Source organism: Microbacterium sp. ARD31 (assembly GCF_031844425.1).
On sequence record NZ_JAUZVE010000042.1, the window covers coordinates 44,068 to 62,082 of the forward strand.

Sequence of the window (18,015 nt, forward strand, 5' to 3'; positions counted from 1 at the left end):
TGGGATCCATGGCACATGTCCGGCCGCAGTCCGTCGTCGACTCCGCGCTCGCCTGCTCGGACCGCGGCATGAGCGACGCCGACAACGCCGATCTGCACGGGGTGGCAGTGAAGACAATCCGACGCTGGCGCCGCCTGTACCAACGCCAAGGCTTGCCTCGCGGCGGAGGACACCTCGCCCCGCCCTGCCCTCGATGCGATGCGGCCGGGCTGGCCGAACGCGAGTATGCCGAGCTTCTCGGCTGGTACCTCGGTGACGGACACATCTCACGCGGTCGGCGCGGCGTCTTCAACCTGCATGTTTACAACGACGGTCGATACGCCGACCTCAATGCACACTTGCTCGACCTGATGACCACCGTCAAGCCCGACGGCCGACCGCACGCGCGCCTCCACGCGGGCGCGGTCGTCACGACCGTGTCGTGGAAGCACTGGCCGTGCCTGTTCCCACAGCACGGACCTGGGCGAAAGCACGAGCGCCCCATCGTCCTGCAACCCTGGCAGGAGGACGTCGTCCGGGCGTTCCCGGCCGACTTCTTGCGAGGCCTGTTCCACTCCGACGGCGCTCGCGTCAACAACTGGGCCACCCGGATGGTCGACGGTGAGAGGCGCCGCTACGACTACCCGCGCTGGCAGTTCTCCAACAGGTCGGACGACATCCTCGGCCTGTGCGGCTGGGCCCTCGACCTGGCGGACATACGGTGGCGCCGGTCGGGGCCCTGGACGGTCTCGGTCTCCCGACGCGAGGCCGTCGCCACGCTGGACGACCTCATCGGCCCGAAGTCGTAGGCCGCGCCGGGCTCGACCCGGCGCGGCCTTCGACTCAGACGGAGGCGGTGGCGCCCCGCGCCTCGTAGGTGAACTGCGCGACGAGGCCCTGGAGGCGCTGGGCCATGCGGGACAGCTCCTCGGCCGCGGAGCTCGTGCTGCCGGCCGCGGCCTGCGTGTCGGACGCGGTCCGGGCCACCCCGGTGATGTTCTGCGCGATGTCGGTGGAGCCCACCGCGGCGTCGGCGACCGAGCGGGTCATCTCCTGGGTGGTGGCCGTCTGCTCCTCCACGGCCGAGGCGATGACGGTCTGGGTGTCGCTGATCTGGGCGATGATCCCGGCGATCTCCGAGATCGCGGTGACCGCCTCCTGGGTGTCGGCCTGGATCGCCCGGATCCGCTGGTCGATGTCGCCGGTCGCCTTGCTCGTCTCCTGGGCCAGCTCCTTGACCTCGTTGGCGACGACGGCGAAGCCCTTGCCGGCCTCGCCGGCGCGGGCGGCCTCGATGGTCGCGTTGAGGGCGAGCAGGTTGGTCTGCTCGGCGATCGAGTTGATCACCTTGATGACGTTGCCGACCTCGGTGGAGGACTCGCCCAGCTTGGCGACGGTGGCGTTCGTCGACTCTGCGGCCACGACCGCCTGGGCGGCCACGCCGGCGGCGTTGCTGGCGTTGACCGCGATCTCGCGGATGGAGGCGCCCATCTGCTCGGTCGCGGCGGCGACGGTCTGCACGTTGTTGGACACCTGCCCGGCCGCGGACGACACCAGGCCGGCCTGGGCGGATGCCTCGGAGGCCGAGCTGGTCATCTGGCCGGACACGGCCGAGAGCTCCTCGGATGCCCCGGCGAGCTGGACCGCGGTGCCCGCGATCTCGGACATCGCCTCGCCGAGGTTGGCCACTGCGCTGTTCAGCGCGCTCGCGAGCTGACCGATCTCGTCGCCGCGGTCCTCCTCGATCCGGCGGTCGAGATGACCGGCAGCCACTGCCTGGAGCACCCCGACGGCACGGCCGAGGGGACGCGTGATCGAGCGCGTCACGCTGACCACGACGGCGGTGCCGGCGACGATGACGAGCACCAGGCCGACGTAGACCATCATCCGGCCGCGCTTGGACACGACCGCGAGGTCCGCCCGCAGCGCCTTCTCGCGCTCCTGCAGCGAGTCGCCGAAGGCGCTCATGTCCTCGTAGACCGCCGTCCAGGCCTCACCCGCGGCGCCGCCGTTGATGCTGTTCATGATCTGCGGCATGGCGTCGAGACCGCGAGCATCGAGACGCTCCACGATCCAGTCGTCCTGCTCGAACAGCTGCTGGAAGTTCGCCTCGGTGCTGGCGAGGATGTCCTTCTGCTCGCCGGTCAGGCCGGTGGTGTCGACGTCGGCGAACATCTCCTCGATGGCCGCCTTGCTGTTCAGGTACCCGTCGCGGTTGTAGCCGTCCTCGGACAGCGCCGCCTCGACCCCGAAGGCGGTGGCGTCGGCGAGGTAGAGGCCCTGCCAGCCGGTGATGTCGTTGATGTTGATGAGCATGAGGTCCGCGAGGGCGCGGTGGGTCGCGACCTGCTCGATCTGGTCACGCATCCCGTCGGCCTTGCTCTGCGCTGAGAGGCCGAGGTAGGCGGCGAGGCCCACGAGGACACCGCAGGCGGCGAAGGCGGCGGCGAGCCGCACTCCGATCTTGAGGTCTCGCAGGGCTTGGCTGGGCGAAGTCATGAAGGCAGTTCTCCGAGTGCTCGCGGCGCCGTGGACGTCCGTGTCGTCAGGTCACCGCTCCACTCATCGGCCGCGACCCAGGCCGACCTGAGGGAAATGCCGTCGTGCGTTCAGCGCTGGCGGCGGTACGCCGGTGCCAGCTCGTTGATCGCGTCGCCCATCCGATGGATGCGGAGTGCGTTGGTGGAGCCGGGGATCCCGGGCGGGCTGCCGGCGATGATCACCACGAGGTCGCCCTCGCGGACGCGGCCGATGTGCAGCAGCGACTCGTCGACCTGGCGGACCATCTCGTCGGTGTGCTCCACCGGCGCACCCTGGAACGTCTCCACGCCCCAGGTGAGGGCGAGCTGCGAGCGGGTGCGGGCCTCCGGGGTGAACGCGAGGACCGGGATCGGGCCGCGGTAGCGGGAGAGCCGCTTGGCCGAGTCGCCACTGGTGGTGAAGGCGACGACGTACTTCGCGCCGACGCTCTCGGCCACCTCCGCGGCGGCCTTCGCGATGATGCCGCCGCGAGTGTGCGGCTGCCAGGTGACGGCCGCCATGTGGCTCAAGCCGTGGTCCTCGGTCGACTCCACGATGCGGGCCATGGTCTCCACCGCGACGATGGGGTACTCGCCCACGCTGGTCTCGCCGGACAGCATCACGGCGTCGGCGCCGTCGAGCACGGCGTTGGCCACGTCGCTGGCCTCGGCGCGCGTGGGCGCCGGCGCCTGGATCATCGACTCGAGCATCTGGGTCGCGACGATGACCGGCTTGGCGTTGCGCCGCGCCTTGTCGATGATCAGCTTCTGGTGGATCGGCACGTCCTCGAGCGGGCACTCCACGCCGAGGTCGCCACGGGCGACCATGACGCCGTCGAACGCGTCGACGATCTCGTCGATGTTGGCGATCGCCTGCGGCTTCTCGATCTTCGCGATCACCGGGACGAAGACGCCCTCCTCCTGCATGACCGCGCGCACGTCGTCGGCGTCGGTGGCGCTGCGCACGAAGCTCAGCGCGATGAAGTCGACGCCCAGGCGCAGCGCCCAGCGCAGGTCCTCGGTGTCCTTCTCCGACAGCGCCGGCACCGAGACCGCGACACCGGGCAGGTTGATGCCCTTGTGGTCGGACACCTTGCCGGGCACGACGACCTCGGTGACGACGTCCTGGCCCTCGACCGCGGTGACCTTCAGCCGCACCTTGCCGTCGTCGATCAGCAGCGGGTCGCCGGGCTGCACGTCGCCGGGCAGGCCCTTGTAGGTCGTGCCGCACTGGGCGACGTCACCGTCGACGTCACGGGTGGTGATGGTGAAGGTCGCGCCCTTCTTGAGCTTCACCGGACCGTCGGAGAACGTCTCGAGGCGGATCTTGGGACCCTGCAGGTCGGCGAAGATGCCGATCGCGTGGCCGGTGTCGTCGGAGGCTTGGCGGACCAACCGGTAGACCGACTCGTGGTCGGCGTACCGGCCGTGGCTCATGTTGAGCCGCGCCACGTCCATGCCGGCGTCGACGAGGGCCCTGATCCCTTCGGGGGTGTTCACCGCGGGACCGAGGGTGCAGACGATCTTGGCTCTACGCACACCCCAACCCTAGCGGGTGTTGGAACGATCCAAGCAAGACTCGCTCCACCAGCCGGACTGCAGGCACCGGTCAGACGACCAGCGGGCGCTCGTGCGGCTTGATCGGCGCGGGCAGCGTCGTCGAGCCGGTGAGGTAGGCGTCGACGGCCGCCGCTGCGCTGCGGCCCTCGGCGATCGCCCACACGATGAGCGACTGACCGCGACCGACGTCGCCGGCGACGTACACGCCCGGGACGGAGGCGGCGTAGGAGTCGTCGCGCCGGACGTTGCCGCGCTCGTCGAGCTCGACGCCGAGCTGCTCGACCAGGCCCGGCTTCTCGGGGCCCACGAAGCCCATCGCCAGCAGCACCAGCTGTGCCGGGATCTCCCGCTCGGTGCCCTCGACGGGCTGGAACTTCGCGTCGACCTCGACCAGCCGCAGCGCCGAGACGTGGCCGTCCTCGTCGCCCAGGAACTCCTGCGTGGAGACGGCGTAGACCCGCTCGCCGCCCTCCTCGTGCGCCGAGGAGACGCGGAACAGCATCGGGTACGTCGGCCACGGCTGGCCCGTGGGCCGCTCCTCGCCGGGCTGCGGCATGATCTCCAGCTGCGTGATCGAGCGGGCGCCCTGGCGGATCGAGGTGCCGAGGCAGTCGGCGCCGGTGTCACCGCCGCCGATGATCACGACGTCCTTGCCGGTGGCCACGATCTGCTCCGACCCGTCGCTCGTCGGTGCCTCGCCGAGCGCCACGCGGTTGGCCTGGGGCAGGAACTCCATGGCCTGGTGGATGCCGCCGAGCTCACGGCCCGGCACGGGCAGGTCGCGGGCCGCGGTGGCCCCCATGGCGAGCACCACGGCGTCGTACCGGGTGAGCAGCTGCGGACCCGTCAGGTCACCGCCCACGTCGACGCCGGCCCGGAAGACGGTGCCCTCGCGGCGCATCTGGTCGAGCCGCCGGTCGAGGTGCTTCTTCTCCATCTTGAACTCGGGGATGCCGTAGCGGAGCAGGCCACCGATCTTGTCGGCGCGCTCGTAGACCGCGACGGTGTGCCCGGCGCGGGTCAGCTGCTGGGCCGCGGCGAGGCCGGCCGGCCCGGAGCCGATGACGGCGACCGTCTTGCCCGAGAGCCACTCCGGCGGCTGCGGCCGGACGTAGCCCGAGCCCCAGGCGCGGTCGATGATCGAGACCTCGACGTTCTTGATGGTCACCGGGTCCTGGTTGATGCCCAGCACGCAGGCGGTCTCGCAGGGCGCCGGGCAGAGGCGGCCCGTGAACTCCGGGAAGTTGTTCGTCGCGTGGAGCCGGTCCATCGCGCCGTCCCAGTCGTCACGCCAGACGAGGTCGTTCCACTCCGGGATGATGTTGCCCAGCGGGCAGCCCTGGTGGCAGAACGGGATGCCGCAGTCCATGCAGCGTCCGGCCTGGGTGTTGATGATGGGCAGCAGGGCTCGCCCGATGCCGTCGGGGTAGACCTCGTTCCAGTCCTTGACCCGCTCGGCGACCTCGCGGCGCGAGGCGACCTCCCGGCCGTGCTTCAAGAAACCCTTGGGGTCAGCCATGAAGGACCTCCATGATCCGTGCGGCGGCCTCGTCCTCGTCGAGGCCCTCCTCGAGGGCCTCCTCACGAGCCTCGAGGACACGCTTGAAGTCGCTCGGCATCACCTCGGTGAAGCGAGCAAGGGATGCGTCCCAGTCGGCGAGGAGCGCGGTGGCGACGGCCGATCCGGTCTCCTCGGCGTGCTGCTCGACGAGCGCCTTCAGCTCGTCGGCGGCCTTGCCCTGCACCGGCGAGAGCTCGACCAGCTCGGGGTTGACCCGTGACTCGTCGAGGTCGAGCACGAAGGCGTAGCCGCCCGACATGCCGGCGGCGAAGTTGCGGCCGGTCGGGCCGAGCACGACCACGACGCCACCGGTCATGTACTCGCAGCCGTGGTCGCCCACGCCCTCGACGACCGCGCTGGCGCCGGAGTTGCGGACGCAGAACCGCTCGCCCACGCGACCGCTGAGGAAGATCTGGCCCGACGTGGCGCCGTAGCCGATCGTGTTGCCGGCGATGATCTGCTCGCCCGCCTCGAAGGTGGCGGCCCGGTCCGGCCGCACGACCAGGCGGCCGCCGGACAGGCCCTTGCCGACGTAGTCGTTGGCGTCGCCCTCCAGCCGCAGCGTCACCCCGCGCGGCACGAACGCGCCGAACGACTGGCCGGCGGAGCCGGTGAGGGTGATGTCGATGGTGCCCTCGGGGAGCCCGTCGCCGCGGTAGCGCTTGGTGACCTCGTGGCCGAGCATCGTGCCGACGGTGCGGTTCACGTTGCGGACCGCCACCTGGGCACGCACCGGCTCGCCGGACTCCAGCGCCGGTGCGGCGATGGCGATCAGCTCGTTGTCGAGCGCCTTGTCGAGGCCGTGGTCCTGCGTCTTGGTGTTGCGCAGGTCCTGGTCCTCGAACTGCCCGAACTCACCGTGGGCCGAGGCCTGGTGGAGGATCGGCGCCAGGTCGAGCCCGGAGGCCTTCCAGTGGTCGACGGCCCGGGCCACGTCGAGGGTGCCGACCTGGCCGATCGCCTCGTCGAGGCTGCGGAACCCCAGCTCGGCGAGCAGCTCGCGGACCTCCTGGGCGATGAACTCGAAGAAGTTCACGACGTACTCGGCCTTGCCGCTGTAGCGCTCGCGCAGGACCGGGTTCTGCGTCGCGACGCCCACCGGGCAGGTGTCGAGGTGGCAGACCCGCATCATGATGCAGCCGCTGACGACCAGCGGTGCGGTGGCGAAGCCGAACTCCTCGGCGCCGAGCAGCGCCGCGATCACCACGTCGCGCCCGGTCTTGAGCTGGCCGTCGGCCTGCACCACGATCCGGTCGCGCAGCCCGTTGAGCAGCAGGGTCTGCTGGGTCTCGGCCAGGCCGAGCTCCCACGGACCGCCCGCGTGCTTGAGCGAGGTGAGCGGCGAGGCGCCGGTGCCGCCGTCGTGGCCCGAGACCAGCACGACGTCGGCGTGGGCCTTGGAGACGCCCGCTGCGACCGTGCCGATGCCGACCTCGGAGACGAGCTTCACGTGGATGCGCGCCGCGGGGTTGGCGTTCTTGAGGTCGTGGATCAGCTGCGCCAGGTCCTCGATGGAGTAGATGTCGTGGTGCGGCGGCGGACTGATCAGCCCAACGCCCGGCGTGGAGTGCCGGGTCTTGGCCACCCACGGGTAGACCTTGTGGCCGGGCAGCTGACCGCCCTCGCCGGGCTTGGCGCCCTGCGCCATCTTGATCTGGATGTCGTCGGCGTTGGTGAGGTACTCCGACGTGACGCCGAACCGGCCCGAGGCGACCTGCTTGATCGACGAGCGGCGCTCCGGGTCGTAGAGGCGGTCGGGGTCCTCGCCGCCCTCGCCGGTGTTGGACTTGCCGCCCAGCCGGTTCATGGCGATCGCCAGCGTCTCGTGGGCCTCCTGGCTGATGGAGCCGTACGACATCGCGCCCGTGGAGAAGCGCTTGACGATCTCCGAGACCGGCTCGACCTCCTCGACGGGGATCGGCTCGCGCCCCGACCCTGCAGCGTCCTTGAAGGTGAACAGGCCGCGCAGCGTCATCAGGCGCTGCGACTGCTCGTTCACCCGGTCGGTGTACTGCTTGAAGATGTCGTAGCTGCCGGTGCGGGTCGAGTGCTGGAGCCGGAAGACGGTCTCGGGGTCGAACAGGTGCGGCTCGGCCTCACCCTTGACGCTGCGGCGCCACTGGTACTCGCCGCCGATGGTCAGCTCGCGGTGCGCCGGCGCGCCGCCGCGGGGGTAGGCGACCGCGTGGCGGCGGGCGACCTCCTCGGCGATCGTCTCGAGCTCGATGCCGCCCAGCTTGGACGTCGTACCGGTGAAGTAGCGGTCGACGACGGCCTGGGAGAGGCCGACGGCCTCGAAGATCTTGGCGCCGGTGTAGGAGGCGACGGTGGAGACGCCCATCTTGGACATCACCTTCAGCACGCCCTTGCCGAGCGCCTTGATCAGGTTGGCGACGGCCTTCTCGGGGTCGACCTTGACGTAGTAGGCCTCGCGGGCGAGGTCCTCCACCGACTCCATGGCGAGGTAGGGGTTGACCGCCGCCGCGCCGTAGCCGACCAGCAGCGCGACGTGGTGCACCTCGCGGACGTCACCGGCCTCGACGAGCAGGCCCACCTGGGTGCGGGTCTTCTCGCGGACCAGGTGGTGGTGGATGGCCCCGGTCATGAGCAGGGACGGGATCGGCGCCAGGTCGGCGGTCGCGTGGCGGTCCGACAGCACGATGATCCGGGCGCCGTCGGCGATCGCGGCCGAGACCTCGGCGGACAGCTCGTCGAGCCGGGCGGCGAGGGCCTCCCCTCCCCCGGCGACCTCGTAGAGGCCGCGGACGACGTGGACCTGGAAGCCGGGCATGTCGCCGTTGCGGTTGATGTGGCGGATCTTGGCCAGGTCGTCGTTGGAGAAGACCGGGAAGGGCAGCACCACCTGGCGGCACGAGGCCGGCGTCGGGTGCAGCAGGTTGGCCTCGGGACCGATCGAGCCGCTCAGCGAGGTGACGAGCTCCTCGCGGATGGCGTCGAGCGGCGGGTTGGTCACCTGCGCGAACAGCTGGGAGAAGTAATCGAACAGCAGCCGCGGCTTGTCGCTCAGTGCCGCGATCGGGGTGTCGGTGCCCATCGAGCCGAGCGCCTCGCCACCGGTGTTGGCCATCGGGCTCAGCAGGATGCGCAGCTCCTCCTCGGTGTAGCCGAAGATCTGCTGGCGCCGCGTCACCGAGGCGTGCGTGTGGACGATGTGCTCGAGGTCGTCGAGGTCGTCGAGGTGGATCAGCCCGGCGTGCAGCCACTCGTCGTAGGGGTGCTCCGAGGCGAGCTGGCTCTTGATCTCCTCGTCCTCGATGATCCGGTGCTCCTCGGTGTCGACGAGGAACATCCGGCCCGGCTGCAGACGGCCCTTGCGGACGACCGTGGCGGGGTCGAGGTCGAGCACGCCGACCTCGGAGGCGAGCACGACGAGGCCGTCGTCGGTGACCCAGTAGCGCGAGGGGCGCAGGCCGTTGCGGTCGAGCACGGCACCGACCTGGGTGCCGTCGGTGAAGACGACGCAGGCAGGCCCGTCCCACGGCTCCATCAGGGTGGAGTGGAACTCGTAGAACGCGCGACGCTTGGGGTCCATGTCGCGGTGGTTCTCCCAGGCCTCCGGGATCATCATCAGCACCGCGTGCGGGAGGGAGCGTCCGCCGAGGTGTAGCAGCTCGAGGACCTCGTCGAACGAGGCCGAGTCGGACGCGCCGGGCGTGCAGATCGGGAACAGCCGCTCGAGGTCGCCGGGGATCAGGTCGCTCTCGAGGAGCGCCTCGCGGGCGCGCATCCAGTTGCGGTTGCCCATGACCGTGTTGATCTCGCCGTTGTGGGCGATGAACCGGAAGGGGTGGGCCAGCGGCCAGCTGGGGAAGGTGTTGGTGGAGAAGCGTGAGTGCACGACCGCCATCGCCGAGGCGACGCGCTCGTCGGTGAGGTCGGGGAAGACCTGGTCGAGCTGGTCGGTCGTGAGCATCCCCTTGTAGGCCAGGGTGCGCGAGGACAGCGACGGGAAGTAGACGTCGGTCTCGGACTCGGCGCGCTTGCGCAGGCAGAACGCCAGGCGCTCGAGGCCCATGCCGCTCACCCGCGCGCCCTTGCCGGCCACGAAGAGCTGGACGAACGACGGCATCACGCTGCGGGCCGTGGCGCCCAGGGTCGAGTCGTCGACGGGCACCTCACGCCACCCGAGGACCGCGAGGCCCTCCTCGTCGGCGATCTCCTCGATGCGCTGGCGGGTCTTGGCGACCGTGTCGGCGTCGCCGGGCAGGAACGCGGTGCCGACGGCGTACGAGCGGGCCGGCGGCAGCTCGAAGTCGACGACGGCCCGCAGGAACGCGTCGGGGACCTGGAGCAGGATGCCGGCGCCGTCACCGGAGTTCACCTCGGCGCCGGCGGCACCGCGGTGGTCGAGGTTGCGCAGCGCGGTGAGCGCCTTGGCCACGATGTCGTGGCTGGCCTCCCCCGTCAGGGTCGCCACCATGGCGACGCCGCAGGCGTCCTTCTCGTGGCGAGGGTCGTAGAGACCCTGGCTCGGCGGGAATGCGTGCATGGAGGCATTCTCCCGTCGTCGTCTCGGCGCGCCGGGGCGTGCTGAGGGGTGGGCGTTACCGCTGGGGACGACGTTGGCCCGAGCGAGACGGAATCTATCACCGGTGACAGGCGCCGGCGCGCGTCGTTTCAGGCCGTGGGATCGGCGGTGCTGCGCTCGTCGGCCGTGTCGTCCTGCGCGTCCGCCTCCGGCTCGCGCGTGCGCACCGTCTCCTCGCGGCCGGGGTGTCGCCGGGCCGACCAGAGGAAGAACGCCGTCGCGAGGACGAACAGGACGATCGAGGTCCAGACGTTGAGCCGCAGGCCGAGGACGTCGTTCATCTGCACGTCGTCGATGCGGAGGTTCTCGATCCAGGCACGGCCGGCGGTGTAGAGCATGACGTAGAGCGCGAGCACCCGGCCGTGGCCCAGCCGGAACCGGCGGTCCAGCCAGACCAGCAGCGCGAAGGCCGCGAGGTTCCACAGGCACTCGTAGAGGAACGCCGGGTGGAACGTCGTCACGTCGAGGTACTGGGTGGGGCGGTGCGCGACGTCGATCTCCAGGCCCCACGGCAGGTCGGTCGGGCGGCCGTAGAGCTCCTGGTTGAACCAGTTGCCCCACCGGCCCAGCGCCTGCGCGACCAGGACGCCCGGCGCGAGGGCGTCGAGCAGCGGCAGCAGCTTGATGCCGCGCAGCCGGGCGCCGATCCACACGCCGAGCGCGCCGAGGGCGATCGCGCCCCAGATGCCGAGCCCGCCGCGCCACACGTAGAGGGCGGTGACGGGGTTCTTGTCCTCGCCGAAGTAGAGCTCCCAGTCGGTGATGACGTGGTAGAGCCGGCCGCCCACGAGGCCGAAGGGGACCGCCCAGATCGCCAGGTCGCTGACCTCGCCGGGGAGCCCGCCACGCGCGACCCAGCGTCGCTCCCCCAGCCAGATGGCGACCACGATGCCGGCGATGATGCACAGCGCGTAGGCGCGGATCGGCACGGGCCCGAGGTGCCACACGCCCTCGGCGGGGCTCGGGATCGAGAACAGGGTCACCAGGGGGGACGAGAGGGACGCGGCGATCGACATGGTGAGCATCATCCTTCGTCGAGCAACATGGTGACGTCGTGGGCCAGCTGCGCCTGGGAGACGTCGTAGTCCCAGAAGACCGGGGTCTCGTCGGCCGCGTCGATGGCCATCACCTGGGTGCCGTGGGTGACGTCGTACCCGCCGCTGGGCAGCTTCTTCCCCTTGTCGACCCCGATGGCCAGGCTGCGGCCGACCTCGACGATGTCGTCGAGGTCGCCGGTGAGGCCGATGATGCTCGGGTCGAAGGCGTCGACGTACTCCTGCACCACCTGTCCGGTGTCACGGGCCGGGTCGGTGGTCACGAAGACGACGTCGAGCCGCTCCTTCTGCTCGTCGTCGAGGCGGGTGAGGGTGCCGGCCAGCGTGGCCATCACCTGTCCGCAGATGTCGGGGCAGTTGGTGTAGCCGAAGAACACCAGGGTGAGGTCCTTGTCGGTGTCCTCCGACAGGCTGTAGGCCGCACCCTCGGTGTCGACGAGCGGGGTCGAGGAGACCTCGAAGGGTGGGTCCAGCTCGGTGCCGCTCAGCTCGGCCGCCTCGCCGGAGCCACCGCAGGCGGCCACCAGGGCCAGCAGCGACACGGCCAGCAGGGTGCGGGCTCTACGCACGGCGTACGCCCTCGGCGAGGTCGGCGGTGAGCGCACGCAGGGCCTCGAGGCCGGCGGCCTCGTCGCCCGCGTGGTCGAGCAGCACCCGGACGAACGCGGAGCCCACGATCACGCCGTCGGCGAAGCGGGCGACCTCGGCGGCCTGGTCGCCGTTGCTCACCCCGATGCCGACGGCGACCGGGATGTCACCGGCAGCGCGCACGCGCGCCACGAGCGGACCGGCGAGGTCGGACGTCGCGTCGCGGGCGCCCGTGACGCCCATGACGGCAGCGGCGTAGACGAAGCCGCGGCTCTCGGCCGCGGTCATCGCGACCCGCTCGTCGGTCGAGCTCGGGGCGACGAGGAAGACCTTGTCGAGGTCGTGGGCGTCGGCTGCGGCGATCCACTCCGACCCGTGGTCGGGCGTGATGTCGGGGGTGATCAGCCCCGCACCGCCGGCCGCGGCGAGGTCGGAGGCCCAGCGCTCGACGCCGTAGCGCTCGACGGGGTTCCAGTAGGTCATCACCAGCGTCGGCGCGCCGGTCTCGGCGACCCCGCGCACCACCTCGAGGACGTCGCGCGTGCGCACGCCCGCGTCGAGCGCCTGCTGCGCGGCCGCCTGGATGGTCGGGCCGTCCATCACGGGGTCGCTGTAGGGCAGGCCGACCTCGATCGCGTCGCACCCGGCCTCGACCATCGTGCGCATGGCCGCGATCGAGCCCTCCACGCTGGGGAACCCGGCCGGGAGGTAGCCGATGAGGGCGGCGCGGCCTTCCGCGCGGGCCTTGTCGAACGCGACGGTCGTGGAGGTCACTGCGCCGCCTCTTCCGCGACCTGCTCCAGGTCGGCGTCGGGACCCAGGTCGGCGTCACCGAGGCCGAACCACTCGATGGCCGTGCCCATGTCCTTGTCACCGCGACCGCTCAGGTTGACGATGACCGTCGCGTCCGGGCCCTTCTCCTGCCCCAGCCGCTTCGCGAGCTCGAGCGCGCCGGCCACGGCATGGGCGGACTCGATCGCGGGGATGATGCCCTCGGTGCGGCTCAGCAGCGCCATCGCCTCCATCGCCTCGGCGTCGGTCACGGGGGTGTACGTCGCCCTGCCGGACGCGGCGAGCCACGAGTGCTGCGGGCCGACGCCGGGGTAGTCCAGGCCGGCGGAGATGGAGTGGGACTCGACGGTCTGGCCGTCCTCGTCCTGCAGGACGTAGGTGCGCGCACCGTGGAGCACGCCGGCCTCACCGGCGTGGATGGTGGCCGCGTGGCGGCCGGTCTCGACGCCGTCTCCCCCGGGCTCGAAGCCGTGGATCTCCACGCCCTCGTCCTCGAGGAACGCCGTGAACAGACCGATCGCGTTGGACCCGCCGCCCACGCACGCCGCGACGGCGTCCGGCAGGACGCCGTACTGCTCGAGGCACTGGGCGCGCGCCTCGTCGCCGATGCCGCGGCAGAAGTCGCGCACCATGCTCGGGAACGGGTGGGGTCCGGCGGCGGTGCCGAAGAGGTAGGCCGTGTGGTCGACGCTGGCGACCCAGTCGCGCAGCGCCTCGTTGATGGCGTCCTTGAGGGTCGCGCTGCCGGACTCGACGGGCACGACCTTGGCGCCGAGCAGCTGCATGCGCGCGACGTTGAGGGCCTGGCGGCGCGTGTCGACCGCGCCCATGTAGACGGTGCAGTCGAGGTCGAACCACGCCGCCGCGGTCGCGCTGGCGACGCCGTGCTGGCCGGCGCCGGTCTCGGCGATCACCCGGGTCTTGCCCATCCGCTTGGTGAGCAGCGCCTGGCCCATGACGTTGCGGATCTTGTGCGCGCCGGTGTGGTTGAGGTCCTCGCGCTTGAGCAGCACCCGGGCGCCGACCTTCTCCGAGAGCCGCTCGGCGTGGTAGAGCCGGCTGGGCGTGCCGGCGTAGTCGCGCAGCACCCGCTCGAACTCTGACACGAACGACTCGTCGGCCATCGCGTCCTGCCACGCCACGGTCAGCTCGTCGAGCGCCGCGACGAGCGCCTCGGGCATGAACCGGCCGCCCCACGTCTCGCCGAAGTAGCCGCGCTCGTCGGCCTCGTAGCGCATCGGGCCGCCGGGCGGCGTCTGGATCTCGGCCTGGCTCATCTCGCCGTCACTCCTGTCATCGCTCGTACGGCGGCCTCCGGGTCGCCGTCCTTGACCAGCGCCTCGCCGACCAGCACGGCTCGCGCACCCTCGTCGACGAATCGCTGGACGTCGGGGACGCCGGTGATGCCGCTCTCGGCCACCAGCACCTCGTCACCGCGGATCTGCGGGGCGAGGCGGCCGAACACGTCGGGGTCGACCTCGAGGGTCTTGAGGTTGCGGCTGTTGACGCCGATCAGCCCGGCGTCCAGCGCGAGGGCCCGCTCGACCTCGGCCTCGTCGTGGACCTCGACCAGGACGGTGAGGCCGAGCTCGCCGGCCTCGTCGTGCAGGCGGCGCAGGGTGTCGTCGTCGAGCGCCGCGACGATCAGCAGCGCGAGGTCGGCGCCCGCCGCCCGCGCCTCGACGAGCTGGTAGGTCTCGACGATGAAGTCCTTGCGCAGGATCGGCGTCTCCACCGCCGCGCGGACCGTGCGCAGGTCGGCGAGGCTGCCGCCGAAGCGGCGCTCCTCGGTGAGGACGGAGATCGCCGCCGCCCCACCCCGGGCGTAGGCGCGGGCGAGCTCGGCGGGGTCGGGGATGTCGGCGAGGTCGCCCTTGCTGGGACTGCGGCGCTTGACCTCGGCGATGACGCTCGAGCCACGCGCGCGGAAGTGCGGCATCGGGTCGCGCGGGGCCGGTGCGTCGGCGAGGTGCGCGAGCAGGTCGGTCATCGGGAGGGCGGCCTCGCGGCGCGCGAGGTCCTCCCGCACCCCGGCGACGATGTCGTCGAGAACGGTCGCAGGCATGGGTCAAGCCTCTCACCCGGGCCCAGCCCCTGCGGGGCCGGTGCCCAGTGGTCGGACCGGGCTGCCCGGTCCTCGATCAGTGGTGCCGGCTCAGTGGTCGGAGGCGTTGAAGCCGAGCTTGGCCAGCACGAGGAAGAGCGGGAACGCCACGACGGCGACGATGATGCCGATCCACAGCAGGGTCATGCTCGCCGGCGTCTGCAGCAGGGCGACGCTGCCCACGACGAAGCCGAGCATCGCGACCGCCACCGCGGTCCAAGCAGCGGGGGTGTTGCCGTGGCCTGACGCCATCGTGGGTGCTCCTTCGTCGAACCGGATCCTTGCGGGACGAGTCTAGGCGGTCGGGTCCCGGCCCTCGTCGAGGGCCTTCCAGATGTCGATGTTCTCGGCCGGTACGTCGCCGCTCCCGCCCGCCGCTGCGCCGCTCGCGTCCGCCGGGTCGCGCGTGCCGGCAGGGGCGTCGTACTTGCTGCCCATCTCCGGCCACGACGGCACGAGCCGGACCGCGGCCAGGGTGGTGGCGACGCAGATCACCGCGGCGACCAGCGCGGCGGCGTACCAGCCGGTGAAGGACGTGCTGACGGTGTCCGTGCCGGACAGCTCCTGGAGGGCGCCGCCGAGCTTCGCGGGCAGGCTCCAGTAGCCCTCGACGGTGGCAGCGAGCATCCCCAAGGCCGCGACGAGGGCCAGCCCGGCGACCGCGCGGCGGAACCGGCCACGCGTGACGAGCACGACGCCCCAGCAGGCCAGCACCACCAGCGCGAGCGCGAGGGCGAGGGGCGACTCCCCCGCGCCGTTGGCCGAGAGGGTCGACACCATCGCCTGGTTGTCGTCGGCGCTGGTGTCGAAGGCGCCGGAGCGTCCGGACACCCAAGGCTTGCCGCCGGCGACGGCCGCGAGCGTGGCGCCCACCAGCCCGGCGAGCACGACAGGGCCGAAGGTGCTCCTGCGCCCGCCGCCCTCCTCCGGGTCAGCCATCGACGCGGTGGACGAGGTCGGCGTCGAAGCAGGTGCGGTCGCCGGTGTGGCACGCCGCGCCCACCTGTTCCACCACGAACAGCAGCGTGTCGCCGTCGCAGTCGAGCCGGATCTCCTTGACCCACTGGACGTGGCCGGAGGTGTCGCCCTTCACCCAGTACTCGCGGCGCGAGCGCGACCAGTAGGTCGCCCGGCCGGTGTCGATGGTGCGGGCGAGCGCCTCCTGGTCGACCCAGGCGAGCATCAGCACCTCGCCGGTCCCCTGCTGCTGCACCACGACGGGCACGAGCCCCTCGGCGGTGGGGTGGAGCCGGGCGACGAGGTCGGGGTCGAGGGTGTTGCTCATGGCTCCATGGTCTCAGCCTCGCGGGCGGCCCACGTCTCCGCGCACCGCTGCGTGACCGGACCCGGCGCCGGCAGCAGCCGGTCGTCCCACCGCGCGACCGCCTGGACGTCGCGCGTGGTGGAGGCGAGGAACACCTCGCTCGCGGACGCGAGGACGTCGGCGAGCGGCTCGTCGACCTCGCGGGCACCGCACCACTCGACCACCAGTGCCCGGGTGACGCCGGCGAGGCAGCCGGACGCCAGCGTGGGGGTGCGCAGCTCGTCGTCGACGACGTAGAAGACGTTGGAGCCGGTGCCCTCGCAGAGGTGGCCGGCGGTGTTGGCGAAGACCGCCTCGGTCCCGCCGCGCTCGGCGGCGTGCGCGAGGGCGATCACGTTCTCGGCGTACGACGTCGTCTTCAGCCCGGCCGTCGCGCCGTGCTCGTTGCGCGTCCACGGCACGGTGACGACGGTCGTGGTCGCGGCGGCGGGGGCGATGGCGCTGTAGGCCACGGCCAGGGTGGGCGGTCCCCCACCGCGGCCCGAGCCCATCGGGTGCGGGCCGGCCGTCCAGGTGATCCGGAGGCGACCGATCGGGTCGTACGCCGCACCTCCCGCCAGCACCGCGGCCACCCCACGGCGTACGTCGTCGAGGTCGGGGGCGGGCAGGCCGAGCCCGGCGGCGGAGCGCTCGAGGCGGTCGAGGTGGCGGGTCAGTGCGAACGGGACGCCGTTGAGCGTCTTGACCGCCTCGAAGACCCCGTCGCCCACGGTGAACCCGTGGTCGGTCACCGCGATCGCTCCCTGGGTCGGATCGGCCAGCAGGTCACCGTTGAGCCACGCGCGCATGGCGTCACCCTATGTGGCGCGGAATGCTGGGTGGACACGCTGACCCGGGACCCGATTTTGGACCCGCGCAGCCCATGTACTACTGTTCCACTCGCGCTCAGGACGGGAAACCGGCCGGGGTAGCAAGCGGACATAGCTCAGTTGGTAGAGCGCAACCTTGCCAAGGTTGAGGTCGCGAGTTCGAGTCTCGTTGTCCGCTCGGAGAGGTCTCCCCCAGGTCGTGGGCCTCCACGGTGGGTTGGCCGAGAGGCGAGGCAACGGACTGCAAATCCGTCTACACGGGTTCAAATCCCGTACCCACCTCGCATCATTCACAACTCCACACGGGCGATTGGCGCAGCGGTAGCGCGCTTCCTTGACACGGAAGAGGTCACTGGTTCAAACCCAGTATCGCCCACCACAGCATCACCGCAGGTCAGAGCCCGGTCCCTCCTCGCAGGGGCCGGGCTCTTGCGTGTGCCTGGCCGCGCCCTCGCGCCCCCCACGGATCGTCGGACACGTGTCCTCGGAACGGCGCGGTTACTTCCTGCCCGGGACGTCGACGGTCGAGCGCGAGACGGCGGCCTGGACGACGTCGGTGCCGGCGTAGCTCACGACGACCGGCCTGGTGCCCGCCTGGAGGCCGCGCACCACGAGTCGGGCGACGCCGTCCACGACCTGGCCCTCGACGACCTTCTTGCCGATGCTGACGCTGATCGCGCCGGCGGGCCTGGCCGCCCCGACCGCCTTGACGCGCACGTCCACCACGACGCGGTCGCGCTTGGCCTCGGTGCGGACCCGCAGCTTCGGGACCGTGGTGACGGGCGCCACCGCGACGGTCTCGGTCGTGGGGCGGAAGTGGCGCCGGTCGAGCGTGACCTGGACGGACAGGCTGTGCCCGAGGTCGCCACGACGGACGGTGTAGGTGGGGTGGGTGGCCTTGGCGACCGGACGACCGTCGCGCAGCCACTGGTAGGTCGCCGTGGCGTCGCTGGGGCGCGTGGTGGCTGCCTTCGCGGTCAGGCGGCTGCCCACCTCCGGGGTGCCCTTCACGCGGGAGGGCTTCACCACGGACACCGGCTTGGCGAGGACGGGTGTGGTCTCCGCCGCGGTCGTCCGGCCCTTGCGGTACGCCTTCGCGCTGGCGGTGACGCGGGCGCTGATGCGTGCGCCGACGTGGTCGCGGGTGAGCACGAGGGTCGACCCGGTGGCGTCCG

Annotated in this window: 14 protein-coding genes, 3 tRNA genes and 1 pseudogene; 4 read left to right on the forward strand and 14 right to left on the reverse strand. The window is 71.6% G+C overall.

What is annotated here, in order from left to right:
• The first annotated feature begins 8 nt into the window (after nucleotides 1-8).
• Nucleotides 9-788 carry a hypothetical protein gene (locus Q9S36_RS41425; protein WP_311290596.1) on the forward strand — a complete coding sequence of 260 codons (780 nt, stop codon included), beginning with the start codon at nucleotides 9-11 and terminating at the stop codon, nucleotides 786-788.
• A 34-nt stretch (nucleotides 789-822) separates the two neighbouring features.
• Here Q9S36_RS41425 and Q9S36_RS41430 read toward each other — a convergent pair whose 3' ends face one another.
• The 13 genes from Q9S36_RS41430 to Q9S36_RS41490 form a co-directional block, all read right to left on the reverse strand.
• Complete coding sequence (locus Q9S36_RS41430; RefSeq protein ID WP_311290597.1) at nucleotides 823-2,478, reverse strand: methyl-accepting chemotaxis protein; 1,656 nt, start codon at nucleotides 2,476-2,478, stop codon at nucleotides 823-825.
• Between the two features lie 110 nt (nucleotides 2,479-2,588).
• Entirely contained in the window at nucleotides 2,589-4,037 is a 1,449-nt protein-coding gene (pyk, locus tag Q9S36_RS41435; RefSeq protein WP_311290598.1) for a pyruvate kinase, read from the reverse strand.
• Between the two features lie 70 nt (nucleotides 4,038-4,107).
• Nucleotides 4,108-5,577, reverse strand: coding sequence for a glutamate synthase subunit beta (locus Q9S36_RS41440; RefSeq protein ID WP_311290599.1), 1,470 nt, complete (start codon nucleotides 5,575-5,577; stop codon nucleotides 4,108-4,110).
• Nucleotides 5,570-10,129, reverse strand: coding sequence for a glutamate synthase large subunit (gene gltB, locus Q9S36_RS41445; protein ID WP_311290600.1), 4,560 nt, complete (start codon nucleotides 10,127-10,129; stop codon nucleotides 5,570-5,572). Before gltB ends, Q9S36_RS41440 begins: the two co-directional genes overlap by 8 nt.
• Before the next feature lie 128 nt (nucleotides 10,130-10,257).
• The gene (lgt, locus tag Q9S36_RS41450; RefSeq protein ID WP_311290601.1) at nucleotides 10,258-11,184 is read right to left on the reverse strand and encodes a prolipoprotein diacylglyceryl transferase; all 927 of its coding nucleotides are present in this window, start codon (nucleotides 11,182-11,184) and stop codon (nucleotides 10,258-10,260) included.
• 8 nt (nucleotides 11,185-11,192) lie between these two features.
• Nucleotides 11,193-11,792, reverse strand: coding sequence for an SCO family protein (locus Q9S36_RS41455; protein ID WP_311290602.1), 600 nt, complete (start codon nucleotides 11,790-11,792; stop codon nucleotides 11,193-11,195).
• Nucleotides 11,785-12,585 (reverse strand): tryptophan synthase subunit alpha, encoded by an 801-nt coding sequence (gene trpA / locus Q9S36_RS41460; RefSeq protein ID WP_311290603.1) that lies wholly within the window; start codon nucleotides 12,583-12,585, stop codon nucleotides 11,785-11,787. Before trpA ends, Q9S36_RS41455 begins: the two co-directional genes overlap by 8 nt.
• On the reverse strand, nucleotides 12,582-13,841 hold the full coding sequence (gene trpB / locus Q9S36_RS41465) for a tryptophan synthase subunit beta (RefSeq protein ID WP_311290611.1): 1,260 nt from the start codon (nucleotides 13,839-13,841) through the stop codon (nucleotides 12,582-12,584). The genes trpA and trpB overlap by 4 nt, the downstream gene beginning before the upstream one ends.
• Before the next feature lie 35 nt (nucleotides 13,842-13,876).
• On the reverse strand, nucleotides 13,877-14,668 hold the full coding sequence (gene trpC / locus Q9S36_RS41470; RefSeq protein WP_311290604.1) for an indole-3-glycerol phosphate synthase TrpC: 792 nt from the start codon (nucleotides 14,666-14,668) through the stop codon (nucleotides 13,877-13,879).
• A gap of 90 nt (nucleotides 14,669-14,758) precedes the next feature.
• A complete protein-coding gene (locus Q9S36_RS41475; RefSeq protein ID WP_311290605.1) occupies nucleotides 14,759-14,959 on the reverse strand; it encodes an HGxxPAAW family protein in 201 nt (66 codons plus the stop codon).
• A 42-nt stretch (nucleotides 14,960-15,001) separates the two neighbouring features.
• Nucleotides 15,002-15,646 carry a Trp biosynthesis-associated membrane protein gene (locus tag Q9S36_RS41480; protein ID WP_311290606.1) on the reverse strand — a complete coding sequence of 215 codons (645 nt, stop codon included), beginning with the start codon at nucleotides 15,644-15,646 and terminating at the stop codon, nucleotides 15,002-15,004.
• A complete protein-coding gene (gene hisI, locus Q9S36_RS41485) occupies nucleotides 15,639-15,992 on the reverse strand; it encodes a phosphoribosyl-AMP cyclohydrolase (protein WP_311290607.1) in 354 nt (117 codons plus the stop codon). The genes Q9S36_RS41480 and hisI overlap by 8 nt, the downstream gene beginning before the upstream one ends.
• Nucleotides 15,989-16,819: an aminotransferase class IV gene (locus Q9S36_RS41490; protein ID WP_311290608.1), complete on the reverse strand. Its 831-nt coding sequence runs from the start codon at nucleotides 16,817-16,819 to the stop codon at nucleotides 15,989-15,991. The genes hisI and Q9S36_RS41490 overlap by 4 nt, the downstream gene beginning before the upstream one ends.
• A gap of 126 nt (nucleotides 16,820-16,945) precedes the next feature.
• Between Q9S36_RS41490 and Q9S36_RS41495 the strand changes: the two genes are divergently transcribed.
• The 3 genes from Q9S36_RS41495 to Q9S36_RS41505 all read left to right on the forward strand — a co-directional run bounded on the left by Q9S36_RS41495 (nucleotide 16,946) and on the right by Q9S36_RS41505 (nucleotide 17,219).
• Nucleotides 16,946-17,018: transfer RNA gene (locus tag Q9S36_RS41495), tRNA-Gly, on the forward strand.
• A gap of 33 nt (nucleotides 17,019-17,051) precedes the next feature.
• Nucleotides 17,052-17,122, forward strand: a tRNA-Cys gene (locus Q9S36_RS41500).
• Nucleotides 17,123-17,144: 22 nt separating this feature from the next.
• Nucleotides 17,145-17,219 (forward strand) — tRNA-Val (locus Q9S36_RS41505).
• 119 nt (nucleotides 17,220-17,338) lie between these two features.
• On the opposite strand, the pseudogene Q9S36_RS41510 reads toward Q9S36_RS41505, so the two are convergent.
• Nucleotides 17,339-18,015, reverse strand: a pseudogene (locus Q9S36_RS41510) (hypothetical protein); the annotation flags it as partial.

Coding starts and splice junctions, on each gene's coding strand:
- gltB (WP_311290600.1), bottom strand. CDS start 10,129: ATGCACGCATTCCCGCCGAGCCAGGGTCTCTACGACCCTCGCCACGAG.
- Q9S36_RS41425 (WP_311290596.1), top strand. CDS start 9: ATGGCACATGTCCGGCCGCAGTCCGTCGTCGACTCCGCGCTCGCCTGC.
- hisI (WP_311290607.1), bottom strand. CDS start 15,992: ATGAGCAACACCCTCGACCCCGACCTCGTCGCCCGGCTCCACCCCACC.
- Q9S36_RS41440 (WP_311290599.1), bottom strand. CDS start 5,577: ATGGCTGACCCCAAGGGTTTCTTGAAGCACGGCCGGGAGGTCGCCTCG.
- Q9S36_RS41475 (WP_311290605.1), bottom strand. CDS start 14,959: ATGGCGTCAGGCCACGGCAACACCCCCGCTGCTTGGACCGCGGTGGCG.
- trpC (WP_311290604.1), bottom strand. CDS start 14,668: ATGCCTGCGACCGTTCTCGACGACATCGTCGCCGGGGTGCGGGAGGAC.
- Q9S36_RS41490 (WP_311290608.1), bottom strand. CDS start 16,819: ATGCGCGCGTGGCTCAACGGTGACCTGCTGGCCGATCCGACCCAGGGA.
- trpB (WP_311290611.1), bottom strand. CDS start 13,841: ATGCGCTACGAGGCCGACGAGCGCGGCTACTTCGGCGAGACGTGGGGC.
- lgt (WP_311290601.1), bottom strand. CDS start 11,184: ATGTCGATCGCCGCGTCCCTCTCGTCCCCCCTGGTGACCCTGTTCTCG.
- Q9S36_RS41480 (WP_311290606.1), bottom strand. CDS start 15,646: ATGGCTGACCCGGAGGAGGGCGGCGGGCGCAGGAGCACCTTCGGCCCT.
- Q9S36_RS41430 (WP_311290597.1), bottom strand. CDS start 2,478: ATGACTTCGCCCAGCCAAGCCCTGCGAGACCTCAAGATCGGAGTGCGG.